Raw genomic sequence first — 17,784 nt, 5'->3', positions numbered from 1 at the left:
CCACGCCAAACGGCTTAAGACCTTGCGCGGCCTCACGCCACATGAATTTGTCTGTGCCGAGTGGCAGAAAAACCCCGTTAACTTTACCCAGGACCCGACCCACCTCACGCTGGGACTATACACCTAGCCCTCAAAAAAGGTACTGCTCCTGGCGACTTTCTGCTACCAACAACTCTGGCTCAAGGAGAATATAAGCGGCACGGGCATCACGTTCGGGCCGATGGTTACTACCCGCATGGCCTGCCTACCCAACAGTCCCGAAGCCGGCCTGTTGGCCGCTCTGGGCTCCAAAACCCTCACCTACCAGTTGAGCGCCGAGGGCCTGACACTGCTGGAAGGCACCACGCCGGTAATTACATTGAGCCGCTAAGCGACCTGCCGCACCGCAAGCTTACGTCGGCCACCACTAACACCAGAAATCAAAGCCTTGCTCGTTGAGCAGGGCTTTTTCGGTTTCATTGAGTTGCAGCATCACGTAATCTTCGTGACTGATGGTGGCCAACAACAGCCGGGCGTCGTGGTAGAAAGCGGGGTCTTCGAAGTCGCCCGCCAGTCGTCGTAGGCCAGCTTTTGGCAATAAGCACGTAGCGTAGGCATCAGCCAGAACCGATGCGTAGCGCCATAACCCCTCCCCACCTGCTGCGGTAGCGGCACTTTCGCTTCCCGTAGCATATCAGGCAGCGGGCCTTGTTGCAGAAACTGGTTTAGCTCCAGATAATTCGCTTCGGGCAGCACCCGCGCCAGCAGCGCCGCCCACTGGTGGGCGCGCTGGCTCAAACTGCCGTCGAGAGAATAGCTGGGGTTGTCGTTTGAATCCATTACTGAAGCTACCTAAAGCCAGCGTGGCAGAAGACCGCCCGTGCTTTGCCGGAGTACTGGCCAAACTTTCCGGGGGCAACCACGTGGCCCCCCCGCACGGCCGGACCTGCTTTGCATTGCTGCCGACCAGCGCTTGCAGTAGCACTGCAGCCCCCCTTGACATTGCACAGCAGGCTGACTATCAAACCACAAATCATTCGCAATGACACATCCTATTATTAATCTTAAATCAATATATATCCTTATTTATTATTAACTTAGTACTATGTTTTATTAATTGTGTCGGTCCGGGTTAAGGCAGGTACACCGGCTGCTGATGCGCTTTCTTGGCTTGATCATCTTCCTCTCTATTGGTCTATGAAAAACGCTCTTTTGCTTTTGTTACTGCTGCTCGGGCCCCTAGTAGCAAGCGCCCAGGAGAAGAATGACCTGCGCTTTAAAACCCAGAGAACAGTGGTGTATCCAGTAAGCGACACCGCCCGTCTAGACATCGCCGTTAAATGGTACACTGAATTTTTCGGTGTGCCATACGACACCTTGAGGAAGGATGTGCCTAACTCCTACGCCGTATTTATGGTGGATGGCACGGAGGTAAGGCTGGAAACCGACCCGAAGTACCTAGGTCTGAAAGAGCCGTTGTTTTACTGGATGCTGCCAACTCCGGAGGCGGTAATAGCCAAACTTGAGTCGTTGAAGGAGACGAGCAGATTTAACAAGCGGTTTTTTAAACGCCTGCGCGACTTCAGCTACGTTAGGGCTACGGGCCGGCCGGCCAACAATGGCATAGCTGCCGAAAACGTAGTGTATGTCACGGGATTTATCGTTTACGACCCTGAAGGCAACGAGGTAGGCGTCACCAACAACCCCATTTACATACCCCGTAGATAATTCGCTCCCACCCACTGCCTTTTACCGGCCCGGCCGGTTCGTTCGCTCCGCTTCTCAGGCGTACCGGTCGGATACCGTTGCTGCTGCCAGCACAAAGGGTATTTACCTCCCCGACTTATGAAAACGACCCTGTGGATTTCGCTGCTGCTGTTGCTGCTTTGGCCCGTGCTGACACAGGCCCAGGACAAGCCCGAACCTGGCTTTTCGACCCAAAAAACGCTCGTATATCCGGTGAGCAACGCCGACCGGCTACCCGCTGCCATTGCCTGGTATACCGATTTTTTCGGTAAGCCACCCACCCGCGTAGAACAGAGCGCGCCCTATCCTTACGCCCTGTTCAATGTAGACGGCGCAGAGGTGCGCCTGGAAACCGACCCCCAGTTTTTGCAGCTGCGTGAGCCGGTATTTTACTGGACGCTACCAACGCCGGAAGACGTGGAGGCCAAATTTGAGATGCTGAGCGCCAACCGGGCCAACAAATTTAACGGTGGCCTTTTCAGCAAGATGCGTCAGCTCGACAGCAGTCGTTCCTCGTCATCCGAAATACGCCCTGCTGCCGCCAACACCGGCACGGAGGGGGTATCGCAGGTGCGGGGGTTTATTGTTTTAGACCCCGAGGGCAACCAGATTGGCGTTATCAACAACCCGGTTTACCCACCCAAATGAACCAGGGCCACCCGTCGCCTTTCACCGACCCAGCCGGTTCGCTCGGTTTGCCCTTCCGGCGTATCGGCGGGCTGCTGTTGCTATGGCTGGTGCTGGTATCAGGCCTAGTTGAGCAGCGGCCGGGCTGCGCCCAGAGCCGCAACGCCGACAGCCTGCGCCACCTACTCCAGACCAACCGGCGGCTCGATACCCTGCGGGTAAAGCGCCTGCATGAGCTGGTGCTGGAGCTGGCGGCCGTGAATGCCCCCCAGGCCCTGCGGCTGAGCCACCAGGCCCTGCGGCTCTCGCGGCAGCTCGCCGACACGCCCTCCATTGGCCGTAGCCTGCTCTGGCTCAGCATTCTGCAGCGCCGCTTACCTAACTACGACTCGGCCCGCCACTATACCCTGCTGGCCCAGCAGCTATACGCCCGCCGCCGCGACCGGCCACGCGAGGCGCGCGCCTGCCTCGAACTGAGCCTGATTGACGCGCAGCAAACCAACCTGACGGCCGCGCTGACGTGGGGGCTGCGCGGGCTGCGCCTGGCCGAGCAGACGTCTGACCGGGAAGTTCAGACGCAGCTGCGGGCCATTATCGGGGACACGTACGGCAAGCTGGGCGACTACGCCAGTGCCCTGCCCATACTCGACCGGGCCCTGCGCGACGGCCACCGCCTGAGCGACGAGCAGGTAGTGGCGGCCGTTCTCAATAGCCTGGGCAGCGTGCACCAGCGTCAGCGCAATTGGCCCGAAGCGCTTCGTTATTTCAGGCGGGCAGTGGCCGTGTGCCGCCGCATGGGCGATATGCAGAACCAGCTGGCCAATGAAATCGGGCTGGCCGAGGTGTACATTGAGCAGGGCCAACCGGTTCGGGCCCTGCTGCACGGCCGCCTGGCCCGCGCACTGGTCAGGAGCACCCAGGACGATTTCAACCAGCCTTCGGTAGAGCTGCTGCTGGCGCGGGCGTTCCTGCTGCTGCACCACCCCGACAGCACACTGATGCTGGCCAGCCACGCCCGGGAGCTCAGCCGGAAAACCCGCAGCAACGGCAACCTGGCCGCAGCCACCGAGCTGCTGGCCATGGCCTACGCCGAGCTGAACAATTACCCGGCTGCCTACCAGCAGCAGCGTTTGTTTTCGGCTTACCAGGATACGCTGGCCGGCGAGGCCACGCAGCGCAAAACCAGCGCCCTACGCTACGGCTACGAACTCGATCAGAAGGAAACACAGATTGCCCTGCTCACTCAGACCCGGCAGCTGCAGGCCCAGAGAAGTGCCCGCCAGCGCCTGCAGCTTTATGCGCTGCTGGCCGGCTTTGCGGGTTTGGTGCTGGTGGTAGGCCTGCTGGGCCGCAATGTGCACCTCAAGCAGCGCATCAATCGCCATCTGAATGCCCAGAATGCCCAGGTTGCCCGCCAGCGCGATGACCTGACCAGGGCGTTGGCCGACCTGACCCAGGCGCTGGACCGGCTGAAGTCGACCCAGAACCAGCTGATTCAGCGCGAAAAGATGGCCTCGCTGGGCGAGCTGACGGCCGGCATTGCCCACGAAATTCAGAACCCGCTCAACTTCGTCAACAACTTTTCGGAGGTGAGCACCGAGCTGGTGGAGGAGTTTATGGACGGCCCCTGGCAGCTGCTGCCGGAAGCCGAGAAAGCCTACGCCACCGAACTGCTGGCCACGCTCACCGATAACCTCCACAAGATAAGCCAGCACGGCCACCGCGCCGATAGCATTGTAAAAGGCATGCTCCAGCACTCGCAGACCAGCGCCGGAGTATATGAAACCATTAACCTGAACACGCTGGTTACTGACCACCTGGCAATGGCTTACCAGCTGTTCCGGTCGAAAGACTCCAGCTTCAACGCCACCCTAATCACCGATCTGAGCCCCCAGCTGCCGGCTGTGCGGCTGGTACCCCAGGATATAGGCCGGGTGCTACTCAACCTTTTCGCCAACGCCTTTTATGCCCTGGCGCAACGCCGCGACCAGGGCCTGCCCGACAGCCCACTCAAGCTGGAGGTGCACACCAGTCTGCTAGCCCGACAGGTGCAGGTCCGGATTCTGGACAATGGCACCGGCATGAGCGAGGAAACCCGCCAGAAGGCCCTACTGCCCTTTTTTACTACTAAACCGCCCGGCGAGGGTACCGGTCTGGGCTTGTCGCTGAGCTACGATATTATCGTGCAGGGCCACGGGGGCACGCTCAGCATCAGCAGCCAGCCCGGCGGCGGCACCGAGGTTACGATGCGGCTGCCCCGCTGAGGCGGAGCTGGAACCATTGCCTACCCCTCGTAGCGCAACTCGCCCACGCCCACGTGCAGCGTCACGCCCGGCTCGGCCGTAATTCGGCCCGCTACCTGGGCCCGGTAGCCACTATTGCGCAGGCTGGCTACCACGGCGGCGGCCTGGTCTTGGTCGGTCACTAGCAGCATGCCGTTGCCCATGTTCCAGTAGAGGTAGGCTTCCGGGGGCGTTATGCCGGCCAGGCTGGCAAGTTGCTGCATGGCGGGCAGCGGCTCGAACAGGTTGCTCAGTTCGGCCCCAACACCTTTTTTGAGTACCCGCTTGAAGTTGTCGGCCAGACCACCGCCGGTGATGTGGGCCGCCGCGTGCAGCGGCAGGCCCGCATCGAGTACCGCTGCTATGCCCGGCGAGTAGATAAGCGAGGGCGCCAGCATCACCTCGCCCCAGGTTTGCGCGTTGCTTGTGGTTAGCTGTTCGTTATTTGATTCCTGCTCAGCCGCTTTTTCTTCGCTGTAAGGTGCCTCGTGCCACTTTTCGCCGAAGGCTTTAGTGAGGGCGCGGCGGGCCATCGAGTAGCCGTTGGAGCGAAACGAGGGCGAGTGCAATGCTACTACAGCCTGACCAGCGCGCACATTGGCGCCGCTCAAAGGGCGCTTCAGGCTCGGGTGCAGCACACCCACCGCCGTCGAGCACCAGTTAAAGTTCATGCGGGCGCCGGGGTAGCCGCCGATGCGGTTGCCCAGCTCGGCAATTTCGCCGCCCGTTACGGCTATCTGGCTGAACTGGGCCGCGTCGTGCAAGCCGCGCATAAGCTCATCGACCACCGTGTAGTCGAGCGTATTCACGTCGATGATGTTGGAGAGGTTGGTGGGCACGAAGCCGGCCACGATGAGGTCGTCGGCTACCATGGCAATCAGGTCGTAGCCCAGCGTGTCGTAGCGGTCGAGGCGCTCGGCCACTTCAATCTTGGTGCCGATGCCGTCGGAGCCAATGCCCAACCGCTCGTTGCCGAACCGAATTTCGTTGGAGAAGCCGCCGGCCAAGTCGCGGGCCGGCTCGCCGGGCTTGCCGGCGCGGGTGGCGAAGGTTTTCTGGGCCCACTCGTAGGCGTTGCTAGAGGCGGCGTTGCCTTCTGCGATGGAGTAGCCGGCAGTGGTTTTGAGGCTGGTATCGGCGGAAGTCTGGCTCATGCGAAAGGAGTAAAATTATTTGTCATCCTGAGCGAAGCGAAGGACCTTATCACGTCTGAATTATTACCGAATGATGCCGCTCAAGCATGATAAGGTCTTCGCTTCGCTCAGGATGACAGATGTTTGCTGAATCAATGTTCTGTGGGAGCCGGTGCTTTGGCGCTTACGGAGGGCACGAGGCCCCCAGCATCTTTCCGGGGCTTGTCGCCGCGGTGGCTTTCGCGCTCCTCCTGAATGTGGCCCAGGTACTTGGTGATGTCGCCAGTGGGGTAGTTGCCGGTGAAGCAGGCGAAGCAGCCGCCGCCGTGGCCCTTGTCCTCGGCAAACAGCTCCTGCAGGTCTTCCACCGATTGGTAGATGACCTTGTCGGCCTCGATGTAGCGGCAGATTTCCTCTTCGGTGTAGTTGGCCGCGATGAGGTCGGTGCTCATGGCCATGTCGATACCGTAGATGCAGGGCGCGATGATGGGCGGAGCGCTGCTGATGAAGTACACCTCGGCCGCGCCGGCGTCGCGCAGAATCCGCACGATGCGCCGCGAGGTGGTGCCGCGCACGATGCTGTCATCGACCACCGCAATCTTCTTGCCTTCCACGAACTCGCGGATGGGGTTGAGTTTCTTGCGCACGATGTCCTCGCGGCCGGCCTGGCTACTGACGATGAACGAGCGGCCCATGTGGTTGTTTTTCACCAGCGCCCGGCGGTAGGGCACACCAATGGCTTCAGCCAGCCCCGAGGCCGCAAAGTAGCCCGACGACGGCACGTCAATCACCATATCGGGCTGGATACCCGACTCGATGACCTTACGGGCCAGCATCTTACCCAGCCGCACCCGCTCGCGGGCCACCAGCCGGCCGTGAATGGTGGAGTCTTCGCGGGCGAAATAGATGTACTCGAACACGCAGAACGTCTTGGGCAGCTGGTACGGGTTCTTGTAGTGAACCTCGAAGTTCTGGTCGATGAAGATAGCCTGGCCCGGCCCCACGTTCTGCACAAACTCGAAGCCCAGGTAGTCGAAACAGGTGCTTTCGGAGGTAAAGGCGTACACGGGGCCGGCTTCGGTCATGCGGCGGCCCAGCACCAGCGGCCGGATGCCCAGCGGGTCGGTGAAGGCCAGCATGCCGTGGCCGGCAATGATGGTAACGGTGGCGTAGGCGCCCTTCACCAGCTCCTGGGTGGTCTCCACCGCATCAAAAATATCGACTACCGACAGCGCATCGAGGTTTTTGAGGCGCAGCTCGGAGGCGAAGGTGTACATGATCAGCTCTAGGTCGTTGCTGGTTTTGGGCAGCACGTGGTACTTTTCGTGCAGGCGCTTGGCAGCTGAGCGGAAGTTGATGACGTTGCCGTTGTGCACCATGGCCAGCCCGAACGGGTAGCTGGTGGTGAACGGCTGGGCCAGCTCGGCGTCGCCCGAGCCCTGGGTGGTGTAGCGGGCGTGGCCGATGCCGATGTTGCCCTTGAGCTTGCGCAGCTGCTTGGGCCGGAACACGTCGGAAATCAGCCCGTTGCCCTTGCACAGGTGGAAGTTGCCATCGAAGGTGGCCATGCCGGCCGCATCCTGCCCCCGGTGCTGGAGCGCCGTCAGGCCAAACACGATGTCGTGGGCAACATCATCGGGGCCGTAAAAACCTACAATTCCGCACATCTTGAGTTATCGGTTGTCAGTTGCCGGTTGCCAGGCCGCTGGGGTGGGGTACGCTGTTGGAGTCCTTCAGAGAGGGGTCTACCGGGTGTCGTTCTGCAATCAATTCGGCCAACGCTTTCGCGTACAGCTGGTGCTCGGCCAGCAAACCGCGGCGCTCGACTTCGGCCAGGGTGGTGGCCCCGCGTAGGTCCACCGTCTGCTGGGCCAGGATGGGGCCGGTGTCCAGTCCCTCATCAACCAGATGCACCGTTATTTTGGTTTCAATCAGCTGATTATCAAAGGCCCACTCGTAGGCGTGCAGGCCCTGGTGCTGGTGGGTATCGGCGGGATGAATGTTGACAATGCGGCCCGCGAAGGCGCGCACAAACGTGGGCGAGAGGATGCGCATGTAGCCGGCCAGCACCACGTAATCGGGCTGGTATTGGCGCAGGATTTCCACCACCTCGGCGTCGTAGTCGGCGCGCTGGCGGCCCTGGCTGCTGAGGCTGGCCGTGGGGCAAGCCAAAGCGGCGGCCGTGGCCAGGCCGGGCGCGTCGGGGTGGTTGCTGAACACCACGGTTACCTCGGCCAAATCGTGCAGCATGCCGGTCTGGGCCGCCGTTACCAGCGCCACCATATTGGAGCCCCGGCCCGAAAGCAGGATGGCCAGCCGGGCCTTGGAGGCGCTATGGTTACCAGTTGTTTGCAAGGACGGGTTCCGGCCGCTGGCCGATATCAGTGCGGAGGTACATGTCCTGAAAGTTAACCCGGGCCGCTTCGCGGTACACGTACTGCACGGCATCTTCCAGCGCGGCGCCGTGGCCCACCAGCACCAGCACCCGGCCGCCGTTGGTCACCAGCTCACCGGCCGCATTATGGCTGGTCGCCCCGTGGAAGGCAAGAATGCCGGGGTGCAGCTCCGATAGGCCCGTGATGGGAAAACCAGTCGGGAAACCACTGGCCGGGTAGCCGCCCGACGCCAGCACCACGCCCACGTAATGACCGGGGCGCTGGCGCACGGTGGTTTGCGCCAAGGTGCCGTCGAGGGTGGCTTCGATGAGCTCCAGCAGGCTGCTTTGCAGAGCCGGCAGTAGCACTTCGGCCTCGGGGTCGCCGAGACGGGCGTTGTATTCGAGCAGCTTGGGGCCCTGGGGCGTGAGCATGATGCCGAAATAGAGGAAGCCCTTAAAGTCGAACTGCTCGGCCTGAATGCCCTCCAGCGTGGGGTCGATAATCTGGGTGCGGATGGCAGCCAGGATGTTGTCGTCGGCGAAGGGCACCGGGCAGTAGGCGCCCATGCCGCCGGTGTTGGGGCCCTGGTCACCGGCCATCAGCTGCTTGTGGTCCTGGGAAGGTGCCAGCAGGCGGATGCGGTTGCCATCGGTGATGCCGATGATGCTGATTTCGGGGCCGCTGAGCTTTTCTTCGAGCAGGAAGCTGAACCAGCCGCTGTGGTGGGCCTCCAGGTCGTCGAGCGCGGCGTGGGCTTCTTCAATAGAAGAGCACACGTACACGCCTTTGCCGGCGGCAAGCCCATCAAACTTCACCACCACCTGCCCGTCCAGCTCGGCCGCTTTGGCGCGGGCTTCGGCCAGCTTATCGGAGCGAAACTGCCACGACATGGCGGTGGCCACGCCGTGGCGGCGCATGAAATTCTTACTCCACACCTTCGAGCTTTCCAGCATGGCCCCCGCCCGCCCCGGCCCGAATACCCGGATATCGGAGCCGACAAAGTAGTCGGCCACACCAGCCGCCAGCGGGGCTTCGGGACCCACCACGATAAGCTTGGCGTCGTGTTCTTCGCAGAAGCTTTTGATGGCCGGAAAATCGAGGGCGCTGATTTCGGGGTGGCTGTTGGGGATGCCAGCGTTGCCGGGCAGCACGTGCACGATGGCGCCATCCTGGGTGAGTTTCCAGGCCAGGGCGTGCTCGCGGGCCCCGCCCCCGAGAAGCACTATGGATTTAGGAAGTGTCAAATTGATTTTTGCTTAAGATTCGCTTTCATCTTTCATGATACCGGCCCGCACGAGGTTGCCCACGAGGCGGGTACGGACGTCGCCGCCGGTGGTGGTTTCGTCGCCGGTGGGCAGCGGGCTGCCGGTTACGCGCTCATAAATATCGAGGTAGCGGCGGCTGGCTTCCTGGGCCACTTCGGGCGGAAGGGCGTGGGGGTATTGGCCGTCCTGCTTGTTGGCGATGAGCCACTGGCGCACGTACTCCTTGTCCATCTGCTCCACGGCCTCGGGGTTGCGGGCGTAGTCCTCGGCGCTCCAGAACCGCGACGAGTCGGGCGTATGGATTTCGTCAATCAGGATCAGCTTACCATCGAACAAGCCGAACTCGTACTTGGTGTCAACCAGAATAATGCCGCGCTCGGCCATCCAGGTGGAGGCAAAGTTGAACAGCTCCAGCGCCTTCACCCGCATCTGCTCGTATAGGTCAGCCGCCACCCAACCTTCGCTCACGAGGCTCTCGGGCGTGATTTCGCGGTCCGATTCCTCCTTGGTAGTGGGCGTTACGATGGGCTCCGGGAACTGCTGGTGCTTGGTCAGGCCGTCAGTTACCGTCACGCCCGAGAACGTGCGCTGGCCCTGCTGGTAGCCCCGCAGCATCGAGCCAGTAATGTAGTTGCGCACAATCATCTCCACCCGAATCGGCTCGGCTTCGTGGGCCAGCGTCACGTTGGGGTCGAGCAGGCGGATGACGTGGTTGGGCACGATGTGCTTCGTTTTATCGAACCAGAACGCGGCCAGACCATTCAGCACCGCACCCTTGTGGGCCACGGGCGTGTCGAGCACCGAATCGAAGGCCGAAAGCCGGTCGGTTACCACCAAGAGCCGCTCGCCCGAGGGCGTCCGGTACGAGTCGCGGACTTTGCCGCGGTGCAGGAGTTCGAGCTGGGGAGTGTCGAAGTGGTTGAGCGTGTTCATATAGTAACCCCACCCCCCGGCCCCCTCCCCGGTTGGGAGGGGGAGCCAGACGAGGATGTTCGTGGGCAGTTTAGGTTGACATTTGGTTGCAGACTATGAGTTGGAGCGAAGTCGCTTGGTTTGATTGGGGTGCGTGAGCTGGCCCTGAATATCGGCCAACACCTTATCTAATTGGTTTAGCACTTCGTGGTTGGAGAAACGGATAATCTGGTAGCCCAATTCCTGAAGCATATGAGTGCGGCCGGCATCGTATTCGACTTGACCAGCTTCTAAGTGAACATCACCATCAACTTCCACAATGAGCTTATTAGGAATCGAAACGAAGTCAACGATGTAAGAATCAATAGCGTGTTGACGGCGAAACTTCACAGCCAGCTTCTGCCCGCGCAATGCCTCCCACAGCTTTTCCTCCGCCGGAGTCGGGTTTTTGCGCATATCGCGGCCGTACTCTTTCAGCACATCCCATTTTTGAGGCGTAGTGGTGAAGACGTTATCGACAATGCTAGTCGGCTCCGGCAACCCCACCCCCGGCCCCTCCCCGGTGGGGAGGGGTGCGTTCTGACAGCTTGCTCCGGAATTATTTGAGTAACCGCCAGAACTAATCGTCAGGCTCCCCCTCCCTTTTGGGGAGGGGGCCGGGGGGTGGGGTTGCCGGAGGGCGGCCACATGCTCCACGATATTGCGGAACAGCTTCAGCCCCTCCCCTTCCTCGCTCAACCCGGGGTCGGCGCGTTTGCGGCGGGCCCAGTCGGGGTGGTTATATAAGGAGAGGAAGGCTTCGGGATGGGGCATCAGGCCGAACACGCGGCCAGTGGTGTCGGTCAGGCCGGCGCAGTGCAGGTCGGCGCCGTTGGGGTTGTGCGGGTAGTTGGCGGTGGGCGCGCCGGCTTCGTCGAGGTAGCTGAGGCAGTTGAGGCCCCGGGCTTCGATGGCGGCGGCGGTTTCGGGGCTGCCGATAATCAGACGGCCCTCGCCGTGGCGCACGGGCACTTCCAGCGTGTCCATTCCGCGTAGGAAGGGCGTGTTCGACTTCGGGTTGACCTGCAGGCGCACCCACCGGTCTTCGTAGCGGCCCGAGGCGTTGTGGGTCAGCGTTACTTCGGGCGTTACGGTGCCGGCCAGGTCGGGCAGCAGGCCCAGTTTCACCAGCACCTGGAAGCCGTTGCAGATACCGAGCACGTGCTTACCGCCGGCCACAAACTCCTTGATATCGTCGAGCAGCGTGCGGCCCTGGTCGTTTTTGCGGTAGCGCAGCTTGTTGGCCAGCACCACGCCCGAGCCCAAATCGTCGCCGAACGAGAAGCCGCCGGGGAAGTTGAGAATATCGTAATCATGGATGCTCACGTAGCCGTGCAACACCTGATTGAGGTGCACAACAGTGGCCTCCGCTCCCGCTAGCTGGTAGGCCGCCGCGAATTCCTCCTCGCAGTTGATGCCGAAGCCGGTTAGAATAAGCGCCTGAACCTTTGAGTTGTCAGGTGCCGGCTGCGAGTTACCAGACCGTGCTTCCGTGCTGCTTTTCAGCGGCTCGGCCGATTCGTGGCCGCCGTCGACGCTTTTGTAGCCGGGCAGCATAATGTTGCCGTCGGCGTCTACCATTTCGTAGCCGGGGTCCTCGGGCCGGGGGCGCGGGGGCAGGTTCAGGTCGGGCAGGTTGGGCTGTTGCTTGTCGTCTTCCATGATTACTGATGCGCGGTTTCGTGCTGGCCGAAGCCGATAATCCGGTTCACCGGGCCGTTGGTCCACTCGTGGCGCAGGGTGGCGCAGTCGGCCGCAATAACCGGCTGACCCGCATGGTGCACCGTCAGCTGGCCGTCGGCCGTTACGCGGCCCAGGCGGGTGACGCGGCTGCCGAAGTGCTGCTCGAAAGCCACCACATCTTCCGGAGCCACCGTGGCCACGAAGCGCGAGTGCGACTCCGAAAACAGCTGCACCGGCACCGGCAGGCCTGCTGGCAGGTCTATTTCGGCCCCAAAGTCGTAGCCAAATGTGGCCTCGGCCAGCGCCACCGCCAGCCCACCGTCACTCAAATCGTGGCAGGATTGAATCAGGTTCTGGTCGTTGGCCTCTCCTATTAGTATATAGAGCTGCTTGGCGGCTTCGAAGCGCACTTGCGGCACGTTGGCTCCCAGCTCACCAAAGAGCTGGTAGAACTCCGAGCCGCCCAGCTCGTCGTAGGTTTCGCCCAGCAGGTACACCACGTCGTCGGCCTGCTTGAAGTCGGAGGTGATGGTTCGGCGGACATCCTCGATTTTGGCCGTCATCGAATACAGCACCGTCGGCGGCACCGAAATCTTCACGCCATCGGCTTTGAAGTCGTTCTTCATCGAGTCCTTGCCGCTCGTGAGCGGGATGCAGTAGGCGGCCGTGGCATCGCGCAGGGCCTGGGCCATGCGTACTAGCTTGGCCAGCTTGAACTTGCCGTCGGGGTTGTTCACGGGGTCGTACACCGAGTCGGGCACGCAGAAGTTGTCGTTGACGGACCAGAAGTTGCCGTCGCCGTAACTCAGGTTGGGCAGCTTGCCGCCTACGGCCACAATCTGGCGCACGGCCTCGTCAAACGAGCCCGCCGACATAGCGTAAGGGTCCAAATCACCGAAGCGGGGCAGAATGCCGTTGCTCACGGCCACGCCTTCCCAGCTCTCGAAATTGAAGCGCACCACCGCCGCATCCTGGGGCGCCTGCCCCGTCGCGCCCATCAGGGGCTTGATGATGGTGCGGCCCTTCACCTCGTGGTCGTACTGCCGGATTACCGACTCGCGGGAGCAGATATTGAGGCTGCCGAGCAGGCGGGTGAGGACACTGGTATACTCGGGAGTAGCCGGCAACGTGGGCTCCCTCAGTGTCGGCTTGCTCCACTCCGCCTCCAGCACCTTGCGCGGCACGCCGTCGTGCAGGAAGTCCATATTAATATAGGCCACCGGCTTGTCGGCGAAGCGCACGTCGAGGTAGCCGTTAGCGGTAAAGTAGCCGATATCGGTCAGCTCCACTTCCATCTCGCGGCCCAGGGCCAGCAGCTCCTCCATTTTAGCAGGCTCCACGGCCAGCGTAAACCGCTCTTGCGACTCCGAAACGAAGATTTCCCAAGGGCGCAAACCGGGATATTTGAGTGGCACATCGGCCAGCTCTACCACGGCCCCGCCGCTGATGGTGGCCAGCTCGCCAACGCTCGACGATAGGCCACCCGCACCGTTGTCGGTGCTGCAGCGGATGAGGCCGCGGCGGGTAGCCAGAATCAGGAAATCCATGGCCAGCTTCTGCGTAATTGGGCTGCCAATCTGCACGGCCGTGGCGGGCGAGGTTTCGTCTAGTTCAATCGACGAAAACGTGGCACCGTGAATGCCGTCTTTGCCCACCCGGCCCCCGGCCATGATGATGCGGTCCTGGGGCTCAATGTTTTTCTCCCACGAATCGAGCCCGGCCAGCTGCATGGGCAGCACGGCCCCGGTGCCGCAGTACACCAGCGGCTTGCCGGCGTACCGGTCGTCAAACACGATGCTGCCGTTCACGGTCGGCACGCCCGACTTGTTGCCGCCGTCCTCGATGCCCTTGCGCACGCCCTCAAAAATGCGGCGCGGGTGCAGCTGGTTGCTCAGCAGCGTACCATCGAACTCGGGGTTACCGAAGCACAGCACGTTGGTGTTGAACAGCAGCCGCGCGCCCCCGATGCCGGTGGCCAGCGGGTCGCGGTTGTTGCCCAGAATGCCCGTAATGGCCCCGCCGTAGGGGTCGATGGCCGAGGGCGAGTTGTGGGTTTCCACCTTCCAGACGAACAGTGAATCGGGGTTGATGCGCACGGCCCCGGCGTTGTCGGAAAACACCTTAATCAGCCAGTCGTTGCCGTTGGCCCGCAGCTGGCGGTCCACTTCGGAGGTGGCGTCCTTGATGTAGGTTTTGAACAGCGAATCTACCTCGAACTCCTCGCCGGTATCCAGGTCGCGGTACTTAATCAGGGCCGCAAACTCCTTGTGCTTGCAGTGCTCCGACCAGGTCTGGGCAATGATTTCCAGCTCGCAGTCCATTGGGTCAGTGGGCAGACCCGCGGCCGTGCGCTCGGCCTGCATGCCGGCGTAATGGTCGCGCACGGTCTGCATTTCCTCCAGGTTGAGGGCGTAGAGGTTGTCTTTCGACAACTGCACCAGCTGCTCGTCGGAGAGGCCGGTTAGCGGCACGGTTTCCGTAATGGGCTCGGCCCCACCACCGGGCCGCGGCGTATAGTCGCGGATGTCGGTGAGGGGGCCGGTTTCGAAGCGGTTGATTTGCTTGTTGCCCAGCAGCTCCTGGGCCAAGCGGCGCAGGTCGGCTTCGGGCAGGGCTTCTTCGAGGAAGTAGAGCTGCTTGCTGAAAATGTGCTGGGTATGGGTGTCGAGCGGCTCGTTGAGGAAGTCGCCGAGGGCGTTCTGGGCCGAAATGCCCTCGTCGTCGGTGACGCCCGGCAGCTTGGCTACCAGAATGTAGCTGCGGTACTCGGGGCCGTGGCGGAACTCGTCGAAGGCAACTTCGTGCAGCACCGGGTCTTGGAGGCAGCGGGTGGCGAAGTCGCGCAGCTGCTGGTCGGTGAGGGGGTAACGCACCGTGTAGAGGGCGGTGCTTTGCACGCGGCCGGTGTGCAGGCCCAGGTGGCGGCGGGCGGCCTCGGCAATGCGTTGGCCCTCCCCATCATGTTGGTCGGGCCGAAGCAGCAGCTGAATGGTTCTCTGGGTAGGTTCCAAAAGAGCGGTGTTATCTATTTTTCGGTACCACGCTGAAGCCCAAAAACGGCCACCATGGGGAGCACACCCCACGCGGGGGTACGCCGAAAATGCCTTTCCGCCGGGCCGATTGCCGTCGCGGTAGGTTTAAGAAAACGCTTTTTCCGGCCGACTGCCGGGTTTCACCACCGGAACGCTGGCCCGGCAAAGCGGACAATCGTCGGGTGCGTAGGTGGCCGCCGTTACCGGCAGCAGGGCAAAGTTCGGAAAATTCAGCGCAGCATTGCCACCGGTGCGGTCAATTAAACTCGCCACGGCTAAAACTTTCGCCCCCAACTCCGTCAGCAGCCGGGCTACTTCGTTGGTGCTCTTGCCGGTAGTTACCACGTCTTCGGCAATGATGATTTGCTGGCCGGGCTCGATGGTAAAGCCGCGGCGCAGGCTCATCTGGCCGTTTTCGTCGCGCTCGGTGAAGATGCCGGGCACGCCCAGCTGCCGGGCCAGCTCGTAGCCCATCACAACGCCACCCATAGCCGGCCCCACCACCAAATCGGGCGCCAGGCCAGCAGCCGTTATCTGGCGGGCCAGCTCGGCGGCAGCCGGCGCGGCCAGCTCGGGTAGCCGCAGAAACCGGGCACACTGCACGTAAGTATCCGAGTGCAGCCCCGACGAAAGCCGGAAGTGCCCGCGTAGCAGCGCATCTTCCCGCAGCAACTGCTGCTCCAGGAGTTCGGGGGTGAAAGTGGGTTGCGAGGTAGTCAAGAGAGGAAGAAGGCTTTAGTAGAATAGATTAAATTAGGTGGATGAAAGAAAGTGTCATGCTGAGTGCAGCCGAAGCATCTCTACCGCAATGGTGAACTCAACGACAGGGTTAGCATTGCGGTAGAGATGCTTCGGCTGCGCTCAGCATGACACGGCCTTTTCGTTCTGTTACACCTCTATGGTGCGTAGCGCGTTGATTTGCGCTACTAGCTCGCGGGCCGTGGCAGCCGCATCATCCGCCTGCCAGAGGGCGCGGGAAGTATTGATGAGCAGGCCAGCGCCATCGGAGCGCAGGCCGGCGCGCAACGTGGCGGCCAGGTCGCCGCCCTGGGCGCCTACGCCGGGCACAAGAAACCACTGTTCGGGGCAGATTGCCCGTACATCGGCCAGCGCGCCGGGGTAGGTGGCCCCTACTACCAGGCCAATACCGCCAATTTCCGCATCGAGCCGGCAGGCTACTGTGGCCACACCGTGGGCCAGCGAGCCGCCACGAGTCAGGGCCATGTTCTGCATCGAGTACTGCGACTTATTGCTGGTTTTCGACAGCACGAACACCATTTTGCCTTCGCGCACGAACGGCCGCACCGCGTCGTCGCCCATATATGGGTTCACCGTTACGGCATCGGCCCCCACCACGTCGTAGGCGAAGCGGGCGTAGTGCTCGGCCGTGCTGGCAATGTCGCCGAACTTGCCGTCCAGAATTACCGGAATGTCTTTCGGAATCCGATGCACGGTTTCGCGCAGTAGCTGCACGCCGTTTTCGCGGCTCAGAAAGAACGCCAGATTGGGCTTGAAGGCGGCCGCAAACGGGCTGGTCTGGTCCACCACTTCGGCCAGCCGCCGGGCTACGTAGGCATCGTCGCCCACCGGGTCGAGGCCCACACAAAGTAGCGAGTTGGCCTTTTGAATACGCTGAATAAGCTTTTCCATATCAGGGTGGGATGTAGCGCGCAGCTCCAGCTCCGCAGGTTGTTGACCCTACTCGTTCAATACTCAGCAACAAAGCACGAAGCTGGAGCTTCGCGCTACTGCTACTGCTACACTGCTACCAGATTTTCGCACTCGGCAGCCAGCCGGGCCGAGAGGCCGGGTTCCAGCCACTCGCCGCTGCCAATTTGCACGGCCGCCGCGCCGCAGCGCAGGTAGTCCGTCACGTGGCCGGCCGTGAAAATGCCGCCGGTACCGAACACGGGCAACGTCAGCCGCTCGTCGTGGGCCAGCTCCCAAACGCAGCGCAGGGCCACCGGCCGCAACGCCTCGCCCGATAGGCCGCCGGCCACGGGTGGAGCGGTGGCGTCGTCGGGCAAGTGCAGGGCCTTGAGCAAGTTGGTGGCGGCAATGGCATCGGCCCCGCCCTGCTGGGCGCCTAGCGCCAACCCGCGGATATGCTCGGGCCAGGGTGGCAGCTTTACCACCACCACGGCGCCGGGGCCCAACTCGTCGCGCACGGCCCGGGTGGCCTCGCGCACGAAACCGGCCGTCAGCTCGGCCCCGTTGCCGGTGTCGGGCTGAGTGATGTACACCTCCACACCCGCAATCAGGCTGCCTACCTCGCGGGCCAGAAACCGCGCAATTTTGCGGAAGCCCGGCACGCCGGGGGCTGTAATGCTCACCAGCACCGGCACCCCAAACCGGCGCAGACCAGGCAAAAACTCCTGCACCAGAATCTCAGCACTTTCAGTGCGCATGTTGCTGGCGTTGAGCAGCGTCTGGTCATCCACCTGCCAGATGCCTTCCTCGTAATGGCCGGGCTGTGGCTCCATCGTCACGGTGCGGGTGAAGATGGCACCCAGCCGTTCGTACCCGTCGCCCGCCAGCTGCCAGGGAGCAGCGGCCAGGCACACCGGGTTCTGTAAAGTGAGCGTACCGAGTTGCATGGCTGTAAGTTAGTTATGGGTTAGAGGACCGTCATGATGAGCTTGCTGAATCATCTCTACCGCTTCGTTGCAGTAGTAATCAAACGGTAGATTTACCATTGCGGTAGAGAT

At 62.0% G+C, this 17,784-nt stretch carries 15 protein-coding genes and 1 pseudogene; 5 read left to right on the top strand and 11 right to left on the bottom strand.

The features are described from left to right. Nucleotides 1-127, top strand: a pseudogene (locus D0N36_RS19490) (IS481 family transposase); the annotation flags it as partial. Nucleotides 128-142: 15 nt separating this feature from the next. After that, nucleotides 143-370: an META domain-containing protein gene (locus D0N36_RS04965; protein WP_317191433.1), complete on the top strand. Its 228-nt coding sequence runs from the start codon at nucleotides 143-145 to the stop codon at nucleotides 368-370. Nucleotides 371-471: 101 nt separating this feature from the next. Here D0N36_RS04965 and D0N36_RS04960 read toward each other — a convergent pair whose 3' ends face one another. Then, nucleotides 472-819, bottom strand: coding sequence for a hypothetical protein (locus tag D0N36_RS04960; protein ID WP_147320758.1), 348 nt, complete (start codon nucleotides 817-819; stop codon nucleotides 472-474). Nucleotides 820-1,176: 357 nt separating this feature from the next. Between D0N36_RS04960 and D0N36_RS04955 the strand changes: the two genes are divergently transcribed. The 3 genes from D0N36_RS04955 (at nucleotide 1,177) to D0N36_RS04945 (ending at nucleotide 4,616) form a co-directional block, all read left to right on the top strand. Next, complete coding sequence (locus D0N36_RS04955; RefSeq protein WP_116940308.1) at nucleotides 1,177-1,707, top strand: hypothetical protein; 531 nt, start codon at nucleotides 1,177-1,179, stop codon at nucleotides 1,705-1,707. A gap of 117 nt (nucleotides 1,708-1,824) precedes the next feature. Next, nucleotides 1,825-2,373, top strand: a complete 549-nt coding sequence (locus D0N36_RS04950) for a hypothetical protein (protein ID WP_116940307.1) — start codon at nucleotides 1,825-1,827, stop codon at nucleotides 2,371-2,373. Continuing rightward, nucleotides 2,370-4,616 carry a tetratricopeptide repeat protein gene (locus tag D0N36_RS04945; protein WP_116940305.1) on the top strand — a complete coding sequence of 749 codons (2,247 nt, stop codon included), beginning with the start codon at nucleotides 2,370-2,372 and terminating at the stop codon, nucleotides 4,614-4,616. The genes D0N36_RS04950 and D0N36_RS04945 overlap by 4 nt, the downstream gene beginning before the upstream one ends. Before the next feature lie 20 nt (nucleotides 4,617-4,636). Here D0N36_RS04945 and D0N36_RS04940 read toward each other — a convergent pair whose 3' ends face one another. The 10 genes from D0N36_RS04940 to D0N36_RS04895 all read right to left on the bottom strand — a co-directional run bounded on the left by D0N36_RS04940 (nucleotide 4,637) and on the right by D0N36_RS04895 (nucleotide 17,673). Then, nucleotides 4,637-5,788: an AIR synthase-related protein gene (locus D0N36_RS04940; RefSeq protein ID WP_116940303.1), complete on the bottom strand. Its 1,152-nt coding sequence runs from the start codon at nucleotides 5,786-5,788 to the stop codon at nucleotides 4,637-4,639. Nucleotides 5,789-5,919: 131 nt separating this feature from the next. Continuing rightward, a complete protein-coding gene (purF, locus tag D0N36_RS04935) occupies nucleotides 5,920-7,434 on the bottom strand; it encodes an amidophosphoribosyltransferase (protein WP_116940301.1) in 1,515 nt (504 codons plus the stop codon). Nucleotides 7,435-7,450: 16 nt separating this feature from the next. After that, complete coding sequence (purN, locus tag D0N36_RS04930; RefSeq protein ID WP_242478802.1) at nucleotides 7,451-8,122, bottom strand: phosphoribosylglycinamide formyltransferase; 672 nt, start codon at nucleotides 8,120-8,122, stop codon at nucleotides 7,451-7,453. Continuing rightward, on the bottom strand, nucleotides 8,106-9,368 hold the full coding sequence (gene purD, locus D0N36_RS04925) for a phosphoribosylamine--glycine ligase (RefSeq protein ID WP_199798304.1): 1,263 nt from the start codon (nucleotides 9,366-9,368) through the stop codon (nucleotides 8,106-8,108). Before purD ends, purN begins: the two co-directional genes overlap by 17 nt. Before the next feature lie 33 nt (nucleotides 9,369-9,401). After that, a complete protein-coding gene (gene purC, locus D0N36_RS04920) occupies nucleotides 9,402-10,343 on the bottom strand; it encodes a phosphoribosylaminoimidazolesuccinocarboxamide synthase (protein WP_116940299.1) in 942 nt (313 codons plus the stop codon). A 93-nt stretch (nucleotides 10,344-10,436) separates the two neighbouring features. Continuing rightward, entirely contained in the window at nucleotides 10,437-12,023 is a 1,587-nt protein-coding gene (locus D0N36_RS04915) for a phosphoribosylformylglycinamidine synthase subunit PurQ (protein ID WP_116940297.1), read from the bottom strand. A gap of 2 nt (nucleotides 12,024-12,025) precedes the next feature. Continuing rightward, a complete protein-coding gene (locus D0N36_RS04910) occupies nucleotides 12,026-15,055 on the bottom strand; it encodes a phosphoribosylformylglycinamidine synthase subunit PurL (RefSeq protein WP_116940296.1) in 3,030 nt (1,009 codons plus the stop codon). 126 nt (nucleotides 15,056-15,181) lie between these two features. After that, a complete protein-coding gene (pyrE, locus tag D0N36_RS04905; RefSeq protein ID WP_116940294.1) occupies nucleotides 15,182-15,796 on the bottom strand; it encodes an orotate phosphoribosyltransferase in 615 nt (204 codons plus the stop codon). Between the two features lie 168 nt (nucleotides 15,797-15,964). Beyond that, nucleotides 15,965-16,726, bottom strand: a complete 762-nt coding sequence (pyrF, locus tag D0N36_RS04900) for an orotidine-5'-phosphate decarboxylase (RefSeq protein WP_116940292.1) — start codon at nucleotides 16,724-16,726, stop codon at nucleotides 15,965-15,967. Nucleotides 16,727-16,833: 107 nt separating this feature from the next. Then, nucleotides 16,834-17,673, bottom strand: coding sequence for a dihydroorotate dehydrogenase (locus D0N36_RS04895; protein WP_116940290.1), 840 nt, complete (start codon nucleotides 17,671-17,673; stop codon nucleotides 16,834-16,836). Nucleotides 17,674-17,784 lie beyond the last annotated feature (111 nt).

Origin of the sequence: Hymenobacter lapidiphilus (genome assembly GCF_003417065.2) — a bacterium.
Lineage (GTDB): Bacteria > Bacteroidota > Bacteroidia > Cytophagales > Hymenobacteraceae > Hymenobacter.
Note: the sequence above shows the minus strand (reverse complement) of the source record. Positions and strands in the feature narration are given on the sequence as shown.